Origin of the sequence: Alteromonas sp. CyTr2 (genome assembly GCF_947311905.1) — a bacterium.
In the GTDB taxonomy this organism is placed as follows: Bacteria; Pseudomonadota; Gammaproteobacteria; order Enterobacterales; family Alteromonadaceae; genus Alteromonas; species Alteromonas macleodii.
The window spans coordinates 198,997-220,042 of sequence record NZ_CAMZMZ010000003.1; the positions used below are offsets into that span (position 1 = coordinate 198,997).

At 44.2% G+C, this 21,046-nt stretch carries 11 protein-coding genes; 4 read left to right on the forward strand and 7 right to left on the reverse strand.

The features are described 5' to 3' along the window. Positions 1 to 289 precede the first annotated feature (289 nt). From QME20_RS03555 to ffh, 5 genes are all read right to left on the reverse strand, one after another. Positions 290 to 1,507, reverse strand: a complete 1,218-nt coding sequence (locus QME20_RS03555; protein WP_281715461.1) for a phosphoenolpyruvate carboxylase — start codon at positions 1,505 to 1,507, stop codon at positions 290 to 292. Then, positions 1,504 to 2,139, reverse strand: a complete 636-nt coding sequence (locus QME20_RS03560) for a hypothetical protein (RefSeq protein WP_281715462.1) — start codon at positions 2,137 to 2,139, stop codon at positions 1,504 to 1,506. The genes QME20_RS03555 and QME20_RS03560 overlap by 4 nt, the downstream gene beginning before the upstream one ends. Continuing rightward, positions 2,136 to 5,858, reverse strand: coding sequence for an ATP-binding protein (locus QME20_RS03565; RefSeq protein ID WP_281715463.1), 3,723 nt, complete (start codon positions 5,856 to 5,858; stop codon positions 2,136 to 2,138). Before QME20_RS03565 ends, QME20_RS03560 begins: the two co-directional genes overlap by 4 nt. Before the next feature lie 350 nt (positions 5,859 to 6,208). Beyond that, positions 6,209 to 8,275, reverse strand: a complete 2,067-nt coding sequence (locus QME20_RS03570) for a hypothetical protein (RefSeq protein ID WP_281715464.1) — start codon at positions 8,273 to 8,275, stop codon at positions 6,209 to 6,211. A 188-nt stretch (positions 8,276 to 8,463) separates the two neighbouring features. Continuing rightward, a complete protein-coding gene (ffh, locus tag QME20_RS03575; RefSeq protein WP_014948819.1) occupies positions 8,464 to 9,903 on the reverse strand; it encodes a signal recognition particle protein in 1,440 nt (479 codons plus the stop codon). A gap of 298 nt (positions 9,904 to 10,201) precedes the next feature. Here ffh and ccsA point away from each other — a divergent pair, with 298 nt between their 5' ends. Next, positions 10,202 to 10,993 carry a cytochrome c biogenesis protein CcsA gene (ccsA, locus tag QME20_RS03580; protein ID WP_014948818.1) on the forward strand — a complete coding sequence of 264 codons (792 nt, stop codon included), beginning with the start codon at positions 10,202 to 10,204 and terminating at the stop codon, positions 10,991 to 10,993. Positions 10,994 to 11,168: 175 nt separating this feature from the next. After that, entirely contained in the window at positions 11,169 to 12,464 is a 1,296-nt protein-coding gene (locus tag QME20_RS03585; RefSeq protein WP_014948817.1) for an HlyC/CorC family transporter, read from the forward strand. 37 nt (positions 12,465 to 12,501) lie between these two features. On the opposite strand, the gene QME20_RS03590 is transcribed toward QME20_RS03585, so the two are convergent. Then, positions 12,502 to 12,696 (reverse strand): hypothetical protein, encoded by a 195-nt coding sequence (locus QME20_RS03590; RefSeq protein ID WP_014978722.1) that lies wholly within the window; start codon positions 12,694 to 12,696, stop codon positions 12,502 to 12,504. Between the two features lie 121 nt (positions 12,697 to 12,817). Then, entirely contained in the window at positions 12,818 to 13,333 is a 516-nt protein-coding gene (gene sixA / locus QME20_RS03595) for a phosphohistidine phosphatase SixA (RefSeq protein WP_014976012.1), read from the reverse strand. A 171-nt stretch (positions 13,334 to 13,504) separates the two neighbouring features. On the opposite strand from sixA, the gene QME20_RS03600 reads away from it, so the two are divergent. Further along, positions 13,505 to 16,252 carry an insulinase family protein gene (locus QME20_RS03600; protein ID WP_281715465.1) on the forward strand — a complete coding sequence of 916 codons (2,748 nt, stop codon included), beginning with the start codon at positions 13,505 to 13,507 and terminating at the stop codon, positions 16,250 to 16,252. 225 nt (positions 16,253 to 16,477) lie between these two features. Then, positions 16,478 to 21,031 carry an EAL domain-containing protein gene (locus QME20_RS03605; RefSeq protein WP_281715466.1) on the forward strand — a complete coding sequence of 1,518 codons (4,554 nt, stop codon included), beginning with the start codon at positions 16,478 to 16,480 and terminating at the stop codon, positions 21,029 to 21,031. Positions 21,032 to 21,046: the final 15 nt, after the last annotated feature.

Below are 21,046 nucleotides of genomic sequence, written 5' to 3' on the forward strand. Positions count from 1 at the left end.
CTAATAATGTAGACCGCTGAATTGACGATAGTGTTACGCCGCGATGAAGCTTTTAGTTCACAATGTTAAATAAGTGTAAACACCTATTGCATTATAGGTGTTTTTTGACAGGTTCCAAGTGTCACACATCGCAAAAATTGGCGTGAAAAAGAAAAGAACGAAGTTAATCAACATTGTTAACTTACGTTTAAATTTGAACCATTGACGTTGTATGAAAGCCTGGCACACCCTTGATAAGCGTGGGCCAGACTTTACCTTGATAGGCGATGGGTAAAATTAAGAAATGACGTTAACGCAAGCCTAACTTGATATCGTTTATGTAGAAATTGCCCGTATAGACTTTATCGTTATTACCGTGGGATTCTAATGCAAAAAACTGCTTATCTTCATCGTTTAGGGCTTGATACCCCCCGATCACCTGATAAATCCACACTTCAGGGTCAAAGTCTAAAGCCTGTTCTTCAAAGTAATCCAGCGCCGTTTTAGGCTGACCGGAATCGATGACTTCACAAAAATACGCTTCTACCGCTTGCTGCAATGGATCTTTTTCAAGCGACAAAGTTGATTGCTCAGTCACATCAATATCGACTGGCTTCGTGTCTTCGTGCTTAGTCTGACGTTTGTGTACGTGGGTTAACGACGCCACAATATTTTGATAATCGGCTTCATGCTCAACGTTGTTCACGTCTGGTGCTGCGTTAGCAATAATCGTGTCCGATTGATTAAACAACACAGGTACGTTAGTCAGGTTGGCGTAGTTGCCAGGCGCAAAATCAGGCTGCTGCTCTATGTGTAGCAAGAAGCCTTTAAGCAAGCGTGTACGGCCTTGGAACTCTCTAAACCGGCCTAACAAGTCTAATAAGCGTGCTTGTACTACTGATAACTCCTGTGCGGCCTTGGCAAAGCGCTGCTGTAGCGACACCACCAGCAAGTGACGAAGTTCACGGTTAGAACCCGCCAGTTCACTTAACTCATCGAAGCGGAAACACTCAAGCTGGGCAAGTAAATCGGTTACCTGTCCTTGCGCTAGCTCATTTTCGCGAATTTTAGCTTCAACCGAAGACACGTAGCCAAACTCATTGTTAATACGGCCAAACATGACACGTACGCTATTACTCAATGATTCTGAAAGTTGATAGACATGCTCGGTTAAATCGCCCATGTGGGCTGCCGCTTCATTGTACTTGTTGTAATGAAGGGCTTCTTTATAGTGCTCGGTTAGGGTTTTAAGGCTTGCCAGCGACGCACCAATATTAGCGTTGATAGTTCGGTTGCGTTCGTCTTGTAAGCTCCCCTCTAAAAGGGTTCTCACCGCGCTTTTCAAACGCAGTTCGCTTTGCGCTTCCGGACGCCACAATACGCCTAGTTGAACAAGCTGGTCTAATACCTTAGGGCTGTGATCGCGCTCTTTTACCGAACCATTAATGTACGCCTGCATGATAAGGTCGCTGTGACGACCCAATGCGTTTAATAGTTTAGTCCCTGCCTGAATTAACACCTGGCTCATATCAAGCTACCTTGCGAAATAGCGGCCTCCGCCTGCTCAGATAAACTCAGCGCTTCAGTTTCATCAATGAAACGTAGCATTTCGTAAAGGTGTTCAATTTTGCCAGTGCCCAGATAAATCTGTTTATCTGGGTTTGGCTTAATCAGATAACCCATTTCGGTTAAGCGTTTAAACACCTGCTTTAGCTGACCATCCAAATTCACACTGGTAGAACCAAACATGCGATAGCGCGATATTTTCTCTAACTGCTCAGCATAGGCGGGCGTATCTTCAATGGTAGTTTGCAGCTCGTTTAATCGAATAGCGCTGCCCATGGTAATGGGCATATCAGATTCATTAGCTTGCTGAACTAGCAACAACCACTCTACCAGAGGCACTAGGTTAGATGCTGTATCTTGGAACTGCTGTGTAAGCACTTTGCGCTCGTTCTCACCAATGGTGAGGAAGCTGGCAAAGAATACGTCACCCTCAGCGGTGGTCGATAATGTACGATTTAATAACGCTAAATGAGGTTCTAACTGCGCAGCGTTGTCTCTTGATTTAAGATGCCGCCATGCCTCTTCATCGGTCACCTGACATATAAACGCGCCTTGTAAAAGTGCACTCAGTACACGGCCTTGTTCTGTCATCATGCTGATGTCTCCTCACCTGCTACTTCACTGTTCTTTTCTGCTTCTTTTTTCTGTTTAATGCGCGCCCCTATAGAGCTTGCTTTTGGCTGAACCACCTGCAGTTGGCGGGTTACCTTATCTATCAAGTAGCGGTTTTCAAACAACGTCAATACTTCTGACTCTGGGTTAGGGAATGCGCCGACTACACTAATGTTATTGTTTTGACACGCTTCAAAGATTTTCTTCACGTTGTTTTGGTGAAGTGTACCTAGTTCATCGATCGGCCAATGCACTGTGGCGTCGGCATCGCCACGCAGCAGACGGGTGAAAGCGAGTAAGAATTTACACAGAATAAGGTAGGCCATACCGTGGCTTGATGACTCGTTAAGCTGGCGATCAGTACGAATGACAAGGTCACTTTTACCCTCACGAAGGTGTAGCTCGATATCAAGTAGCTTGCTAATGCCGCCCGTAAGCGCTGCACGGCCAAGAATATCAAGAACCCGGCGCATACTTTGACCGTACTCTTCCTCTGGTAACTCGTTAGCCCCCTCTTCCATCCAGTGCTCATAGAGCTTTCTGAATTGCTCAAGTTCGGGCCAGAATTCAAGTTCACTAATACGTGAGCGAATTTTAACAGCCGAGTCTGATACACCATCAAGAGAAAGGTCGCCGTCGACCTCTTGGGTAATACGGCGGCTTTGCGACACAATGCGTTTGTCGATATCGGCAAGTACAAAATAGTATTGCGAAAGATCGGCACCAAAGATACGGCCTTGCTCACGCAAGCCCTGTAGCTTCTGCGGAACAATCACGTTTAGAAGCTGTGCTAAATGCGACACCATACGGCGATGATCAAAGCTCTTCACGCCGTGGGCGTTCAGCGTTGCACACTCTTCACGGGCGCGCTCCCACGTATCAGATAGCCCTGTGCCCGCTTGCGCGGCAATAAGCTGGTCGAATCTTTCTACATAGGCGCGAATATCGCTTAGTAAGTTTTCGCGCTCTTGAAGCTGGCTTTGCACTTCTGAAATACGCTGACCAATACTTACATCGTCGTGCTTAATTTCAGCCGTTTCATCACCTGCCTGAAGCGTAAGCTTGGCAAGAGATTTACTTAAGGTTTTAACCTGTTCTAGGTGCTCACTGGCAGTTTTAAGCGTAGTTTCAAGCTGTCCGTGCTGCTCTTGAAGCTGTTCGCGGTTAGCTTTATAGGTTGCTTGTTTGCTGGCTAAATTACGCTCAGATTCGCCCAATAACTTACGCGACTTAGACAAGCCTTCCTGCCATACCACTTTTTGCTTGGTAAACACGTTAGTGTACCAACGCTCGTAGTCGGCTACTTTATGACGGTGGGTTTCAGTGCGCGTAATGTCTTCTTTAAGCTTATTGATTTGCTTTTTAAGCTGACCTATTTCATCAACATCCACACCGCGATTGCTCAATTCGCTTTCTAGCCAATCCTGCATATCTTTGCGGTCTTGGGCAGCATTGTCTTTCGCCTTACGCATGTCGCTATCAAGCTGAGATATACGTGCTTCACTGTCAGCAATAAGCTGCTGCCAATGGAATTTGTGTTCGGTTTCCGCTTCGCGCTGCTGATCTTTGATTTCGTCACGACTAAGCTCAAATTGTGCCTTCGCTTGCTTTTGCGACTGTTGATTCGCTTCAAGCTTAGTTTTGGCTTTTTGCTTACGTGCAGAAAGCGCCTGCTGATATTCGCTAAGTACCGTATCGCGGTCTTGCTGTGCACGTTTACGGCTGGCTTCGGCACTTTTAACGGCGTTGTCTTTTTGAGTAACCACAAGCTCGGCGTTGCGCACATCTTCGTTCGCTTTCGCTAGGCGCTGTTCGCATTCGTTCTGCGCAGCAAGGGCAGCGGCTTGACGAATTTCAGCTTCTTGCAGTTGCTGCTTAAGGGCTTGCTCGGTAAAGGCGTAGTCTGGGGTATCAAGTTCAGTAAGTGCTAACTTCACGCCCATAAAGGTATCGCTGTCGCCCTGTGCATCCTTTGCCATAGCAGGCGCTAAATCAGTGCGCTCTAGTAGCTCAGGGCGAATAACTTTACCTAAGGATAACTCCCAGTCATCGACATTGGCGCGCAAGAACTCAAGTAGCGAGCCTTCGCCTGGGTAAAGAAGCGCATTTATTTTGTTAACCGCTTTTTCTTCTTGTTGAAAGGCGTTGCGTGCTTTATCTAACGCATTTGAACATTCTTTGCGAAACTCAACTGATTTACTGTGCGCCTGCTGCGCTTGTCGCAGCTCACCGCGCGCTGCATCTTCATTGATAGATGCTTCTTTGATGGCCGCATCAAGAATATCTAGCTGAGATTGTTCAAACTCGTTGTAGCCTGCGTTACTTAATGAAGCTTTTAGTTCAGCTTCAGCAACTTTTAGCACATTCAAACTATTTTGGTAGTCGTTCTGAAGCGCGCTTAGCTGGCTATTGTAGTCGCTCTGAATGCGACTTAATGCTTCACGTTCGCTCTGCTGCTGCTCAGCTTTATTTTCTGCGGCTTCTTGGCGTGCGGCTGACATTTCTTCCAGGGTAATTGACAGCTTTTCACCTAGCTCAGCCAAGCGCTTATTGTAGGCCGACTCAATATCTTGGTGTTTTTCAGTAAGCAGTACATAGCGACTATCGGCCATGGCCTTTTCATTTTGCCACTGCGCTAGATTTGCCACGTCTTCTTTAAGCTGCTCAATATTTTCGTCTTGCCACTTATCGAATTCACGCTCTACCGTATCAAGTTCACTGGTGAACTTCTCAACATCAGCGCGAGCAGATGAAATTACCTGGTTTAGGTGATCACGGGTATCACCCCACTCGCTGTCCGTTTGTTTGCGCTGGAAGCTATTCTCATCCAGTTCATTCTTTGTTGTTTCAACGCGCGCAGCCAAGTAGGTCTTATCAAGCTCGAAGCTATGCTTGAGGTTAGCAAGCACTTGCTCTGTTGTGGTTAGCGCCATGTCAGCTTGTTCGAGTTTAGAAAATTCAGGGCGAATTTTGTCGAATTGTTTAATTAAGTGACATTCTTTAATCCAGTCATCGACGCGGTGGCGGCTTAGGCCTGAAGTAGGTGGCGTAACACCATCCTCTTCTAAAATGGCGGCAATCATGGCCTTGATAGTTTCCATCTTGCCTTCTTTAGAGTGAACCGCTTTAGCCAACTTCTCAATGTGGCGCATGTGTTTCGACGGTTCGCAAAGGCTAAAGATTTTGGCGTAGCCTAATAGCTCACGGGCATTGTTACTCTGGTTAAGCACCCCGTTGTCGTTTTGAATGATGGCACGGAAGTCTTTCGTATTAAGTAAGCTCGTAACCAATATGTTGTTACGCTTCATGGCGCGTGCAAGCTCGGCGCTGCTTACACTAGCGTGTTTGCCGTTCTTTTGCTCTATCAAATAATCACTGATTTCAAATGGCTTGCCGATTAAACGATAATTGACGCCGGTTCCGTTTGAGCTTAACACTGCTTGGCACAGGTCACCTTCAGCACGCGTGTATTCATAAATAATAAAGCTAGATAAACGAGGCAAATACCAGCGTTCAAAGCTGTCACGGGTTGCCGGTACCACGCGACTTGGGTACTCGCCGTAAAAAACGGGAATAAGTCGTTGAAGCGTGGTTTTACCCGACGCATTGGTACCACAAATATTGGTGTGTCCATCAAGCTTTAGCTCGACCACGCCTGGTAAATGCGTGTCGATAAGAATAATACGTTTTAAGCCTGCCATAGTGTTCCTGTATCAATAACTCTGCCGCGTGAACGCTCACACAGCACAAAACTGTACCTGCTTTAATAGGTAAAAGTTGCATACCTTAAAGAAAGCGAGCACATGCGCACGATGTAGCCCGTCAGTGTATTATGAATTCACGAATTTGCACAGATGCGCGGTGATTTGTTGGTTATAAAGCATGCTATTGTTTAAAAGTTAGTTGGCAAAGCTTTTGAATATCCCAATAACGCCAAATAAATATAAAGCGGCACGTACTGATTAGGTACGTGCCGCTTTAGCGAAAGCATTGAGCTTTCATAGAACAGCGATGAAATGAACGGTTTCTACAAGGCTGTTCATCAGTTGTTTTACTTCACTGACAATACATTTACCGACTCTGGTGCGGGATACATCATGCTAAAACTGGGCGTAACATCACCCGAGGCTGCATTTAGAATATTGTCAAAGCGCAGGATCATGCCATTTGATTTTTCAGCAACATATACATGACCATTGCTGAGCATCAAGTCTACCGGATTACCCAACATTGAACTCGGTCCTGCAATATTGACGGATACATCCGTTATGCCATCGGCACTGCCTGCGCCAGGAATCACGTACAATTTACCGTCAGCAGCATCCGCTGCGCTGCCTACATCAGAAATGACCAAACTATCGCTTTGGCTATCATAGTCTATGCCATGGATGTTGGTTGGCACGGCAAATGCTGTCCCACCACTTGCAGGGACAATCAGCCTGTCTTCACCCGTAATTACGGTTTCACCGCTTTCCATTTTGCGCATCACTTCTTCAAACACGGCAACCGAACCGTTAGTTAACGCCAGATACGCGCTATCAGTTGATGGGTCGTAATCCACATCCCAAGGGCGCGCCCCGTTGGCAGCTTCAAGTGTTAATAGAGGCGCAACATTGCCTGACGCACAAGGCGAAAATACGCGAACGGCAGGAGTAGCTTCGTTAACATCAGCCACAAATACCACACCGGCTTCAGAGGCGATGTCTAGCCCTTTCGGTGCAATCAGTCCGGTATCGCTACCCGCAATCATGTGGTCGAAACTATCGCTATACATCATACCCTCTCGCATGGTTTTGAGGCGATTAATCACGAGTAAACCACCCGTTGAGGTTTCAACATCATCGAAAGTAATGACGCCATCACCGCTAGCCGTGAAAGCGGCACTCTCAATGCTCATACCAGCGTCAAAAGTGCTTTGCTCACTGGAAAGTACAGCGCTGTATTGCGCTACTTGCCCCGTGGTTGCACCTTCGCTTGCAGGGTTACTTGATACCGAAAGGCCCATAATAGGCATGGTAGTTATGCCATCGTCCGATGCGTCTTTCATCTCGTTCAGCTGAGTTAACTCGGCCAACGACTCTGGTTTTACTGAAGGCGTTGATAGCGTTGGTGCAACGTCGCCACTAGTACCGTTGAATATGTTTGAGAACACCAAAATGGCGTCATTGGACTTTTCCGCCACACGAAGATCAGAACCGGTTAAAACAATGTCTACCGGATTACCAAGCTGGGTCGATGCGCCGCCAATCACTCTACTTGGTACAACAGCCCCATCAGCCGTAGAGACATTTTCTAAAACAAAAATTTGTCCATCATCAGCAATTGCAGCATCGCCAACGTCTGATAACACCATACGATTGGACATAGGCTCGTAAGCGATACCGTGCAGATTAATCGATATTTGATTTCCGTCTGCATCTGAAGGCACCACTGAACGCATAACTGTGGGCGCAAAATCAGAACCAGCGACACTATCGTAAACCGCGAGTGTCCCATCGGTCAGTGCAACAAACAATCTATCGCTTTGTTCGTCATAGGCCACATCCCATGGTTTTGCTGAGGTCATTATTTCTGCAATCGGTGCAACATTGCCTGCTGCTTGGCCACCGAATACGCTAACCTTTTGACCGTTAAAGTCAGCCACCATAACTAAACCTGCATTTTCAGCAAAGGCAATACCTTTCGGATTAACAAGGCCCGTAGTTGCGCCCGTTATCTCATGCCCTGTACTCATCATGTAGTCGGCTTGAGCTTCAAAATTACAAAGCGTTCTTAATAACGGTAAATCACTGTCGCCAGCTTGTACCAAGCTTCCGCTTTGCGTGAATACAATCCCCTCATTCGCTCCAGTGGTTACCGTAGACAAAACATTTGCGTTTTGGTCAATCGAAGTAACCGTATTGCGGTTGTCATCGCCATTATTTGCGACCAAGAATGTCGCAGACGCGAAGCCTGGGGTTCCATCTTGACCGGGTGCACCATCTTGGCCAGGCGCGCCATCAGTCCCATCGACACCATCTGTTCCGTCGTCACCGTCGCAGGCACTTAGCGCGAGAACCATTGCCGTCGCCAACAGTGACAGTTTTAATTTTTGCTGTGATGTTTTATTGAATTCCATCTTCATCTCCGTACTTGTTGATTCGTGAAGAGACGTCACTTAAACGCGCGATGCGATAAGTACTGCTCACGTCCTGTTCAACAAGCCAAACGATTGATGAGTGAAACTGGATGCAAAAAAAATAAAAAAACCTCAATGCATTGCTGCGATTGAGGTTTTTAAGCATTGTTAAGTAATGCGATAGTCTTTTAACGTGGTGGGAAGCCACCGCCTCCGCCAAACCCGCCAGGACCGCCGAATCCACCCGGGCCGCCTGGTCCACCAGGGCCTCCAAAACCGCCACCAGGAGGCATCATGCCTTTCATCTGACGCATCATCTTCTTCATGCCGCCACCAGACATTTTCTTCATCATTTTCTGCATTTGCGTAAACTGCTTAAGTAAACGGTTTACGTCTTGAATTTGCGTACCTGAGCCTGCTGCAATACGGCGCTTACGCGACCCTTTAATCATATCTGGGCGCGCACGTTCGGCCGGTGTCATTGAATTAATGATGGCTTCCATTTGGTTAAACTGCTTGTCGTTTGCCTGATCTTTGATTTTATCAGACATACCGCCCATGCCAGGAAGCTTATCAAGCATTCCCATCATGCCGCCCATGTTCTTCATTTGCTCAAGCTGATCTTTAAAGTCTTGCAGGTCGAAGCCTTTTCCTTTCTGTACCTTCTTGGCCAGCTTTTCCGCTTTCGACTTATCGACTTTACGCTCAACCTCTTCGATAAGGCTAAGTACGTCGCCCATGCCCAAGATACGAGACGCAATACGCTCAGGGTGGAAAGGCTCAAGTGCATCAACCTTTTCGCCCATACCGATAAACTTGATAGGTTTACCCGTGATGTGACGAACCGACAGTGCAGCACCACCTCGTGCATCACCATCTGCTTTGGTCAGTATTACACCGGTTAGCGGTAGCGCGTCGTTAAACGCCTTTGCCGTATTCGCAGCATCCTGACCGGTCATGGCATCAACCACGAACAGAGTTTCAATTGGCTTAACAGCAGCGTGAAGCTCTTTAATTTCGTCCATCATGTCGTTGTCGACATGCAAACGACCTGCTGTATCCACTAGTAGTACATCGAAGAAATTCTTCTTCGCTTCAACAATGGCATCATTAACGATATCAATGGGCTTTTGTAAAATCGTTGACGGGTGAAAAGCTACATTCACTTCACCGGCAAGGGTTTCAAGCTGCTTGATAGCGGCCGGACGATAAACGTCGGCACTCACTACCATCACTTTCTTTTTCTCGCGCTCAGTTAGGTATTTCGCAAGTTTACCTACAGACGTAGTTTTACCCGCACCTTGTAAGCCCGCCATAAGCACAACAGCCGGAGGTTGAGTTGCGAGGTTAAGCTTTTCGTTCGCCTCCCCCATCACCGACTCTAGTTCAGACTGAACGATTTTAATAAATACTTGGCCAGGCTTGAGGCTTTTGGTTACTTCGGTACCAACTGCACGTTCTTTTACCTGTGCAACAAACGCTTTTACTACGGGTAGCGCAACGTCGGCTTCAAGTAGCGCCATACGCACTTCGCGTAGCGTTTCTTTAATATTGTCTTCAGTAAGACGCCCTTTACCGCTGACATTTCGTAATGTCTGGCCTAAGCGTTCTGATAAATTCTCAAACATAGTATGAAACTTCTTTTTATTTCAGACGTAATGCCCGCATTGTAACGTAAAAGCGAACGGTAACGTACCCACAATTGCGGTTAAATTTTTAAACTTTTGCGTCAAGGGTTGTCGAAATTTGATGTACGAATTTCGAAGTCGATATGGAGTAAAAATTGTCCTTCCATGATCCTATACCCACACTAAAAGTGGGTGTGAAACAAACAAAATCAAGGAGATGGTTGAATTTACTTGCAAGTTGCAGTATCAATACCGACTCAGTCGGTGAAGACGTCACCTACCTATTACAGGACGCATCATGAACACCCTTTTCGCCATTTCTGCTGCTTTACTCTACGCATTAGCTGCGGCAGTACTTATTGGCAAATTCGTACACCAAGACGGCCCGAATAAGCGATTAGGGCTATCCATCGCTAGTGTTGGGGCAATTGCACATATCGCTTTTCTCACCAACGTTATTATTGTCGCGCCTGGGCAAGACATGAGTGTAACCAACGTACTTTCATTAGTGTCGTGGATAATCACCGTGTCCATGCTTATATTTGCCCGCGCCATTCCTAATCTTATTTTACTTCCTGTTGTTTTCGGCTTTGCAAGTCTTACGGTACTCGCCTCACAGTTTATTCCCGTGTCGTACATCATGCACATAGAGCTGCAGCCGGGCTTAGTTATCCATATTAGTTTGTCATTGTTTGCTTACTGCACTTTGGTCATTGCATTCTTATACGCACTGCAAATGTCCTACATTACCTACCGGTTAAAGCAAAAAGGTGCTGCGCTACTACATTCATCACTACCGCCTTTAATGCTTGTAGAAAACATTTTGTTCAAGCTGTTGCTTGCGGGAACTTGTTTACTAACCGTCTCACTAATTAGCGGGTTTGTTTTCTTAGAAGATATGTTTAACAAAACTTACGCGCATAAAACGGTGCTATCAGCGGCCGCTCTCGTTGTTTTTCTCATTCTTTTAATAGGCCAGAAACTTCGAGGTTGGCGCGGGCGACAAGTTATTGTGATGACAGTCTTGGGTGTGACGCTACTGTCCCTTGCCTATTTTGGTAGCAAATTAGTTCGCGAATTTCTTCTTTAAAACTCCCTGTATTTATTGCTGAGCTCGATGCCGAGCTTGCTTTTCAGGCGGCTCGGCGGCGCTTGTCACTTTTTGGTGTTATCTAGTTAATTAGGGACATATCAACAATTTTCCCTTGAAACTCGCACCTCAAATCAATACATTTGAAGCCTAAGTTAAGACAGGAACCCATTAATTGGACGACATATCAACGAGTACGCTGTTTATCGCGCTCGGCGTACTCATATTACTATCTGCGTATTTCTCTAGTTCAGAAACTGGCATGATGTCGATTAATCGTTATCGACTCAAGCATTTGCAAGGAGAAGGCAACCGCTCAGCTATACGTGTTGCTAAACTTCTAGAACGACCTGATCGCCTTATCGGCCTTATTCTCATCGGAAACAACTTAGTTAATATTGCAGCATCCTCGCTTGCAACCATACTTTGTATTCGTTTATTCGGTGACTATTGGGGGCTGTTTGCTGCTACCTTTGGCTTAACGTTGGTCCTACTTATTTTTGCAGAAGTAACGCCGAAAACACTAGCTGCGCTGTATCCAGAAAAAGTGGCATTTCCGAGCTCCATTATTCTGCTTCCACTACTTACCTTGCTGTACCCTTTTGTGGCAGCGATTAACGGTATCACAAACGGCATTCTAGCTTTGCTAAGAATTAGTCCTGCAAGTGGAAGTGACGACTCGTTAAGTCGAGAAGAGTTAAGAACCGTGGTTTTTGAAGCTGGTGCCATGATCCCTAAGCGACACCAAGATATGTTGGTGAGTATTTTGGACTTAGAAAGTGTAACGGCCGAAGATATCATGGTGCCACGTGCTGAAATTTTTGCTATCGACATTAACGACGATTGGAAGAAAATTCAAAAAGCGTTAACCCATGCTCAACATACCCGTGTTTTATTATACCGAGACAGTGTCGACGATGCGGTAGGCTTTGTGCATGTGCGTGACGCCCTGCGCCTTCTATCAAAAGACCAGTTCACTAAATCAAGCTTGCTTCGCGCAGTTCGTGAGATTTACTACACGCCTGAATCTACCCCGCTGCACACGCTGATGTATAAGTTTCAAGCCGAAAAAGAGCGCATTGCTCTGGTTGTTGATGAGTATGGCGACATTATGGGTCTAGTCACTCTTGAAGATATTCTTGAAGAGATTATCGGTGACTTTACCACCAGTATGGTTCCAGACCACAGTAAGGAAGCACACGTACAACAGGATGGTTCAGTATTGGTTGATGGTAGTGCCAACGTCCGAGAATTGAACAGAGAAATGGATTGGAACCTGCCTACGGAAGGCCCTAAAACCCTTAATGGTTTATTACTTGAGTATCTTGAAGATATTCCTGAGAACAAAGTAAGCGTGCGTTTGGCGGGTTATCCGTTAGAAATTGTAGACATTTCAGAAAGCATGATAAAAACCGTCAGAATCATGCCGGAATACTATGTTGCACCTAAAGAGTCGAATAATGACCACTAAGCGTTTTGGTGGTTAACCTGCCTTTCGGCCTTATCAGCTAACCTTTTGATTCGTCAGCTAGACGCTGTGCTCTATTTGCCAGCGCTCTAGCTTTCGCAGCAGCAACCTTATCTGACAATTCAGATAATTTGGCAATAATATCCTGCGTCTCCTTATCTTCACGTAAATCAGCCTCCGCCATATGCGATTGCAATGAACGTTTAAGGAGCTCAGGAATAGATTTGCTGTCCATTTCCCAACCCTTTAATAGAATAAACTTTGACACTCTCAAAGAGTCTATCGACCATGTGGGAATATACTTAACGATTAATTGTTCAATTTCCGAAATTAATCGCTAAGAAGGAGCAAGGCGTTTACAGCCCTTGATAATGCGTTACCAGCGTGCCTTTGTGCTCTTTTAAAGAATACTTGATAACAGCAATTGAGGCCGTAGAAAACAAACTTGTGGTGTAAGACTGGCACAGTTCATCAACGAGATAGCTAACTAGCGGCATGTGACTAACAACAAGAAGTTTTTTGATTGGTTTTTTGGAATTGACCGCGGCGTGAAGAAGTCCATCAATATAATCACTCACCAGTCTTGGCGAGCCTTCCGGAACAATATCTTCATTATTTTCAACTTTGTTCGCAATGATATCAAGCGATACCATATCATGGGTCTGTTTGGCTCGACGATAAGGGCTCACAAGCGCTAAGTCCACAATGCCTTTCTGGCAATATTGGTCTTTTAACCATAAAGCTGCTGTTTTGGCTTGCTCTCTACCTAATGGTGTAAGTTGCCTGCTTTTATCATCGAGTCTGGGCGCTTCTGCTTCACCGTGACGCATAATGAAAAGATAAATGTCGTCGTTGCTACTTTGACCTGACATAACATTGCGCATAGTATTAATGAAAGTATGCTAACGATATCAGAGAGCTGATACTACGCCTAGCGCTAAACCGCGAATAGTGAGAATTTTCGTACATTATTTAACGTTTTGTGAAGTTTCTCTTTATAGACGCTCCAGCAGTAAGGTGCTCTTGACCAAAAACGAGACAATGTGAACAACACCATAAATTTAGAAAACGCACATCACGTTACTTTACCTAATGGGTTGCGTGCCATGTTATGTCACACGCCAGAAGCAAGTGAATCTTTTGTTTCAATGGCGGTAAGAGCCGGACACTTTTATGACCCAAACGATTGCCAAGGGTTAGCCCATCTTCTTGAACACATGCTTTTTATGGGTAGCCGTCATTTGCCCAAACCCAATGCTATAAATGGATTCATTGAGCAACACGGCGGCACAATCAATGCATGGACAGGTACCGAGTACACAAATTACCATTTCAATTGCAGCGGTGACGCTATTGCGCAAACATTGCCTGCATTTGCAGATATGCTTAGGCAACCCTTATTTGAAGAAGACGCGCTAACCAACGAAATAAAGAACATTCATGCTGAATTTGAGTTTAAGAAAAAAGACGACCTTCGCCGCCTTTATCAAATTCATAAAGAGACATGTAACCCAGAGCATCCCTTTGCAAAATTTTCTGTAGGCAATTGCGATACCTTTTCTCAACACGAATGTTCAGAGCTTAAACGTCGCCTGAAGTCACTGCACCAATCGTATTACTGTGCGCTTAACATGAGCTTGTGCATAGCCAGTCCTATGCCAAAACGTCAACTCGAGGCGTTAGTGAATCAGTGTTTTGGGACATTGCCAAGTGGACAGTTAGCCTCTGACGACTGGCCTTCGCTTTACACAGAAAATGAACTGGGCATTCAAATCAACATTCATCCGCTGCAATCTGCTAGACGTATGATAGTGACATTTGCCCTCCCCGCTTTACAGAACGACTACAAAACCAAACCGCTGAACTACATCAGCCATTTGATTGGTGACGAAGGTGAAGGAAGCCTACTTGCCTATTTAAAAGAAAAAGATTGGGCGTTAAACCTGATAGCGGGCTCTGGCATAGAAGGCGATAAATTTAAAGATTTTAATGTGAGCTTTCAGCTTACCCAGGAAGGCCTTAAACACAAAGCGCAGGTGTTAGAGGCACTATTTAGCTACATCGAATTAATTAGAGAAGCATCGACTGAAGAGTGGCGCTTTCACGAAAAGTCGCAGCTAAACGCGCTGGCCTTAGAGTACGAAGAAAATGTGAAGCCGCTTGGGATCATAACTGAGTATGCACAGCATCAATTTATATTCGAACCTGACGAATTAAATAGACTTCGCTCTACTATTGGTAGTTATGACAGAAGCATAATTGAGCATGCTCTGTCCTTTTTCACGCCCAAGAACCTTCGTTTAAAGGTTATATCAAAAGATGTTAAAACCACTCAGGTTTGCGCATTTTATGAGGCTGAATATAGCGTTGAAGACATCGACGATGCGCTAATATATTCACTTAAAGGCGCAAAGAAAATTCCAGAATTGTGCCTTCCACCACCCAATCCTTATTTGGCGAGCGAATACACGCTTATCCTCCCTGAAACGGGGTTTAATGTTCCAAATAGGTTGGTAGATAATGGTGGCTATCGATTTTGGTTCGCTCAGGACCAACAATTCCATAGCCCCAAAGGCGATATTTATATCTCTTTCGACGCCGCTCAGTTTTCAGACTCTTTGACCTCTGTTGCGGCCAAGCGAATTTGGCTCGGCGCACTTAACGATCATCTCCAAGCTAAATACTACCGCGCTGAAATAGCAGGACTTCACTATCGGATTTATGGACATCAAGCTGGGTTCACACTACACACCCGTGGTTTTACGAATCAGCAGACATTGTTAGCAAGTCAACTTCTTGACGCCGTTCTCAGTTTTATTCCTGACGAAAGAGCCTTTGAACATCACAAAGCACTTCAAATTCAAAGCCTTCATAATTCACTGTTAAATAAGCCGACTAACCGTTTATTCTCTCGTTTAAGTGTTCTTATTCAACGCAACACGCAAGCGCCAGTTGAATTGTTAGACGTGATAGAAAACATCTCTTATAACGAGATGCTAAGATGTCGCAGTGCAGCCTTTGAGCATTATTTTGTAGAGGCATTTATGCATGGCAACTGGGCAAGCGAAGAAGCAAAGGCGTTTTCGACGTCGCTTCATAGCCATTGTAAAAATGCAGGGGGAGCTCCCCTTTCTCGTGCCGTATCTAAGCTGCCTGTGGGCGAAACTCTTTATCATGAAGTGTTGTGTAATCACGATGACTCAGCGGTCGTACTTTATTTACAAGCGCCTTCTCCGAGCCTCACCGACACCGCATTATGTATGGTTCTTGAACAGATGCTGGCAGCACCGTTCTTCAATTCGTTAAGAACAGAACAGCAATTGGGATACATAGTCGGTACAGGCTATGTGCCACATAATCAACACCCCGGAATGGCATTTTATATACAAAGCCCGCAATGCAATCCAAAGCAGTTGCTAGATGCAATGACCGCCTTTTTATTCCAGCAACTCAATGAAATAGAGTTCTATCGTTTTTATTGGCCGACTATCCAACAAAACCTTATTAAGCAGTTAGAAGAGAGAGATCTTACTCTTTCGATGAAGTCACAGCGTTTATGGGTAAGTTTGGGTACGCAAGATTTAGAGTTTAATAGAAATGCAAAGCTTGCTGAAAGGATCAAAGGCTTGAGTTTCGAAGAGATTCAAGACTTCGCGCATCAACTCGCTAAACGAGAGCGCTGCGGGGAATTGGTGCTGTTCTCTCGAGGAAAATTTGAGAGTATTCCCACCCAGGAAAAACGAACGATTAACAGTATTTCTGAATTCAAAAAAGAAATTCCTTACTACTAAAGCTGCATTGTAGGCACGTGCCACGGTCGTTAAGATTTTAACCAATCTGCCGATACCCAGTGGTATTCGCAGACAAGGTTGGTTAATAAGTAAACCATCATTCTTGTTATTACTAAAAAGTCCTTGTAGAGGCTTAGTTAATTCGGCATATTTATTATTCTGGCTGTTAGGGATGCCGCCAGTAAAATAAAAAAATAATAAATGGCGTATGCCAAAGGTGTGTAGGTGCGCTCAACCCTAATTTATTCAATTTCTCTTCTTTTGTTGGCTTTGTCAGGAATTCTTTTTTCTTCTGCAAAGGCGATAGAGGTTTCTGATCTTCATTTTACAGAGCTAAATAAGCAGCAAGGACTCTCTGACACTGCGGTATTGGACATTGTAGAAGATAACAATGGTTACATTTGGCTCGCGACCTCCAATGGACTCAACCGTTATTCCGGATATGAAGTAAAGCAATATCACCCTTCAGATGTCGATCCTTACTCGCTCCCAACTGGTTACATACAGAATTTGTTCTTAGACTCCAAGGGAGATTTGTGGATAGGTACGCAAGCAGGACTCGCGAAATATCAACCAGAAAGCGACAATTTTAAAATATTTAATCGACAAAATAGCGTAATTAAAGTTGATTTTATTACTGGAATTGGAGAGTCATATGAAGGCGATATTCTATTTGCTGACTTAAAATTTCTTTACAAGTTATCTAAAGATACACATCAAATCGAAGTCGTAAAACAAATACACAGAGACCAGAGCTTTATCAAGGTCATTTATGATGAAGCGAACCGCACTTGGTTGGGCTCAAACGAATTTGGTCTTTCGCTTATTGATAAATCTGACGAGTCCCTCTACTCCGCAACCAAGGTTAACCCTTGGGGAATAAATCTGGATGTTCGCTCGATTCACGATGTCAAAGTGATAAATGGAAATTACTGGCTTGCAACGAATGAAGGCATCTACGTAATGTCGGCCTCCGGCAAGATATTACAGCATCTAAAAGATGAATTTACTTCTGAGTCTAATGAAGCATTAAATACGCTTTCAATCTTCGAAAAGGAAGATGATATTTGGGTTGGAACCCAAGCAGGTCTTTTCATTTTCAGCGAAGCTGCTATTACTGATATAGATTCCAATTTTAATCCGCAAACTTTATTTTTGGCTCACGACAACCAAGAGTTAACAGGGCTGCCTACAGCAACTATCATGAATCTGGTGGCCGATAGACTTGGGGGTGTATGGGTCACAACTATAAAAAGCGGCGCATTCAGATTTCATCCTGAATATGCGACTACAAGGTATAAGTCTGTATTTAATTCACCAAATGCTGCTGAAGATGATTACTCGGCAATATGGGGATTTGCAGAAGATAAGAACCAAGATATTTTTGTTGTTGCTCAGCAGAGAGGACTAGGAAAACTCGATTCAAGCTCAGGTGAAGTCGAATTTTTTGAGACTCTTAGTAAATTACCTAAGTCCATAACATACTGGGACTTGGAAATAGACCCGTATGAAAAAATTTGGCTTGCCTCATCAAATGGCATTTATGTACTTGATAAGGCAAATAATACGCTGAAAATTACTAATCATTTTTTTGAAGGAGTTTTTATCGACTTTTTCTACCGAGACGATGATGAAATATGGGTGTGGGTTGATACGAAAGGGCCACATAAATTAACTTTTGATCCTAAATCAAATCAAGTTTTAGTAGAGAAAATAGACGTTAAAATAGATTACTCACTTCTTGTTCCTATTTTCAAAGATTCAAATAATAGGCTTTGGCTAAGAAGTGAGTCTGGAGTTAGCATTTATTCATTAACAGAGAAACGACAGGTATATTCTCTTGAACAATCCAATGGTTTCGACTCCCAAGTTTACCGAGTTTTCGAAGCAAACGATACCTATTGGCTTACAACCAGATCCAAAGGAATAATCGGTGTAAACAAAAATACCTGGGAGATAACTCAGAGGCAAAGTCGTCAGGAAAACTCTGGCCAGATTATATCTTCAATAGGCGTGGGTGACAGAATCTGGTATGCAGATACTGCAGGTGTTCACCAGATCCACCTACCAGATTTAACGGAGTTAATAACGATACCTAACTCAGAATTGAATTTTAATTCACTGGGTGAAAGTTCAATTTTTGTATCATCTGACTCCAGTATTTACTTTGGTGGAATGACCGGGTACAACGTCGTAAATAGAAATCACCTGAAAACTGTGAAAAGCTTGTCAAAAACTCTCACACCTGAGGTTTCTGAGCTGAAAATCTTTGGCGTTTCAAATAATAAGTCAAATATTGTGCAACGAGAATATGGAACTGAAAAAAGTTACTTTTCATCCGCTCAAAATATCAACTATAAAGATTCTATTTATCTTGAGCATAACGAGTCTAGATTCAGCATATCTTTCAATTTACTCAACGCTGTTTATCCGCAGCACGTGGTTTATCGATATCGGTTGCTTGGTTTTGACGACAACTGGATTGATAATGGAGACGACAGAGTTGCTCAATTTAATAATATAAGCTTTGGAAACTACGTTTTCGAGGTACAAGCAAAAGCGCCTGGAAGGTTGTGGTCTGACAGCAGAAATCTTTCAGTTCAAATCGCAAGACCACCTTGGCTTCATACTGTTGCTATTGTTTTTTACTGTATTGTCGCATTCGCTATTTTTGCATTCATCGTTCGCCAATATCAGATAAGGAAGGCAAACCAGCTTGCCATTAAAGAGTCGGAAGAACGCCTTAAACTGACGCTATGGAGTTCTGGAGATGAGCTGTGGGACTGGGACGTATATAGAGGCCAAGTTTACCGTGCAAATACGTGGGGCACACTTGATTTTCCACAAGATGATATACGCACTACAGGCGCTTACGATGCAAACATTCATCCTAACGACGTAAACCGTGTTAAAACTGCCCTAAGAGACCATCTTGAAGGTAATAGCGACCTCTACGAGCTTGCATACCGCGCAAAGACATTTAAGAATCAGTGGATTTGGATACTTGACCGCGGAAAAGTGGTTGAAAGAGACCACAATGCTCAGCCGGTACGAATGACTGGTACGCTTAAGAATATTCATCACTTAAAAGAAGCTGAAGAGCAGCTGAATCTATTTAAGCGTTCAATTGAGAATATTTCTGAAGGTGTATTCATAACTAATACCCAATTTAAATTCATAAGTGTAAATAATGCATATTGCGGTTACACCGGCGAGACCCGCGATCAAGCGTTAGCAAGCTATATGCACTTCCATCTATATCCAGACGCTTTTACCGAAGAAATCAAGAAAACGCTAAAAGCGAAAGGTAACTGGTCAGGTGAAGTAGAAAGTGTGCGAGTGAACGGTGAGCGTTATGAAATGGAATTAAACATAGACGCCGTCCATGACGATGACGGAAAAATAAGCCATTTTGTAGGCGTATTTAGTGATATAACGTCAAGAAAAAGTACTGAAAAAGAACTATTGAAACTAGCTAATACCGACCCGCTCACGGAGCTTCCTAATCGTTCGTTCTTCCAAGCTAGCCACCAGAACTTGGTGCGGAAAGGGGCACAACATACCCTACTCTGTTTGGATATGGATAACTTTAAGAAAATAAACGATTCTTTAGGCCACCAAACGGGCGATATATTAATTAAACAAATAGCAAAGCGCTTACAGAGAATTACGGGTAAGAGTGCGACCTGCTATCGTTTAGGTGGTGATGAATTTAGTGTGTTAATGGAAGACAATGCCGATATCCACACGGTAACGCATTACGCACAGAATCTATTAGACACACTATCTCGCCCCTTTATCATTAATAAGCAAGAGTTTGTATTGGGTGCCAGTATTGGAATCGCATTCTTCCCTGACGACGGCACTTCTCCTCAAGAAATGCTGAAAAACGCCGACACAGCCATGTATTTCGCTAAAAACAATGGCGGCAACAGCTATCAATTCTTTAGCGGAGAGATGAATCAAAACGCCGTTAGGCAACTGCAAATTGAAAACCTTATAAGACAAGGTATTAAAGATGACTTGTTTACGGTTTACTACCAGCCGAAAGTTGATATAGCCTCAGGTAAGCTAGTCAGCATGGAAGCTTTGGTGCGCTTTGAACACCCACAAAAGGGCATAGTAAGCCCTGGGCAATTCATCCCTCTGGCAGAACAAACGGGCCAAATTATAGAAATTGGTGAACAAGTGCTAAGAAAGGCTTGTGCAGATACCAAACGCTGGGTAAACCAAGGTTTGTTTAGTGGTCGTGTAGCTGTGAATATATCTGCGAAGCAGTTCGAATTACCTGACTTAGACGACAGAATAAACAAGATTTTAAGCGATATTGGTTTGTCGCCACTACATTTAGAGTGCGAAATAACTGAAGGTACGCTAATGGAAAGCCCTGAAAACGGCCTTCAAATGATGACTCGCCTTCGCGAAAGAGGTATTCACCTAGCGCTAGACGATTTCGGTACAGGTTACTCGTCTCTAGCCTACTTAAAGCGTTTCCCGTTAAACACGCTAAAAATTGACAAAGCATTTATTGACGATATTGCAAAAAGTAATGTAGATCGTCATATGGCGGCTGCCATTATAAATATCGCCCACAATCTAGGCTTAAAAGTTGTAGCGGAAGGCGTTGAAGAAGAAGCTCAGCTAGATATTTTACGTCGCTACGATTGCGAAATGTTGCAAGGCTTCTTGTACAGCCGACCATTAAATGCAGAGCGCTTTGAGAAGCTTCTTACCGAGAATCAAAAGCTTCATACACTGCTTGGCCACTCTAGCTTTTAATAGCCCTTACCTTTT

Bases quoted from the DNA above. Each gene is read 5' to 3' on its own strand.
- ccsA (WP_014948818.1), top strand. From the start codon at position 10,202: ATGAACACCCTTTTCGCCATTTCTGCTGCTTTACTCTACGCATTAGCT.
- QME20_RS03590 (WP_014978722.1), bottom strand. From the start codon at position 12,696: ATGGACAGCAAATCTATTCCTGAGCTCCTTAAACGTTCATTGCAATCG.
- QME20_RS03570 (WP_281715464.1), bottom strand. From the start codon at position 8,275: ATGGAATTCAATAAAACATCACAGCAAAAATTAAAACTGTCACTGTTG.
- QME20_RS03565 (WP_281715463.1), bottom strand. From the start codon at position 5,858: ATGGCAGGCTTAAAACGTATTATTCTTATCGACACGCATTTACCAGGC.
- QME20_RS03560 (WP_281715462.1), bottom strand. From the start codon at position 2,139: ATGATGACAGAACAAGGCCGTGTACTGAGTGCACTTTTACAAGGCGCG.
- QME20_RS03555 (WP_281715461.1), bottom strand. From the start codon at position 1,507: ATGAGCCAGGTGTTAATTCAGGCAGGGACTAAACTATTAAACGCATTG.
- ffh (WP_014948819.1), bottom strand. From the start codon at position 9,903: ATGTTTGAGAATTTATCAGAACGCTTAGGCCAGACATTACGAAATGTC.
- sixA (WP_014976012.1), bottom strand. From the start codon at position 13,333: ATGTCAGGTCAAAGTAGCAACGACGACATTTATCTTTTCATTATGCGT.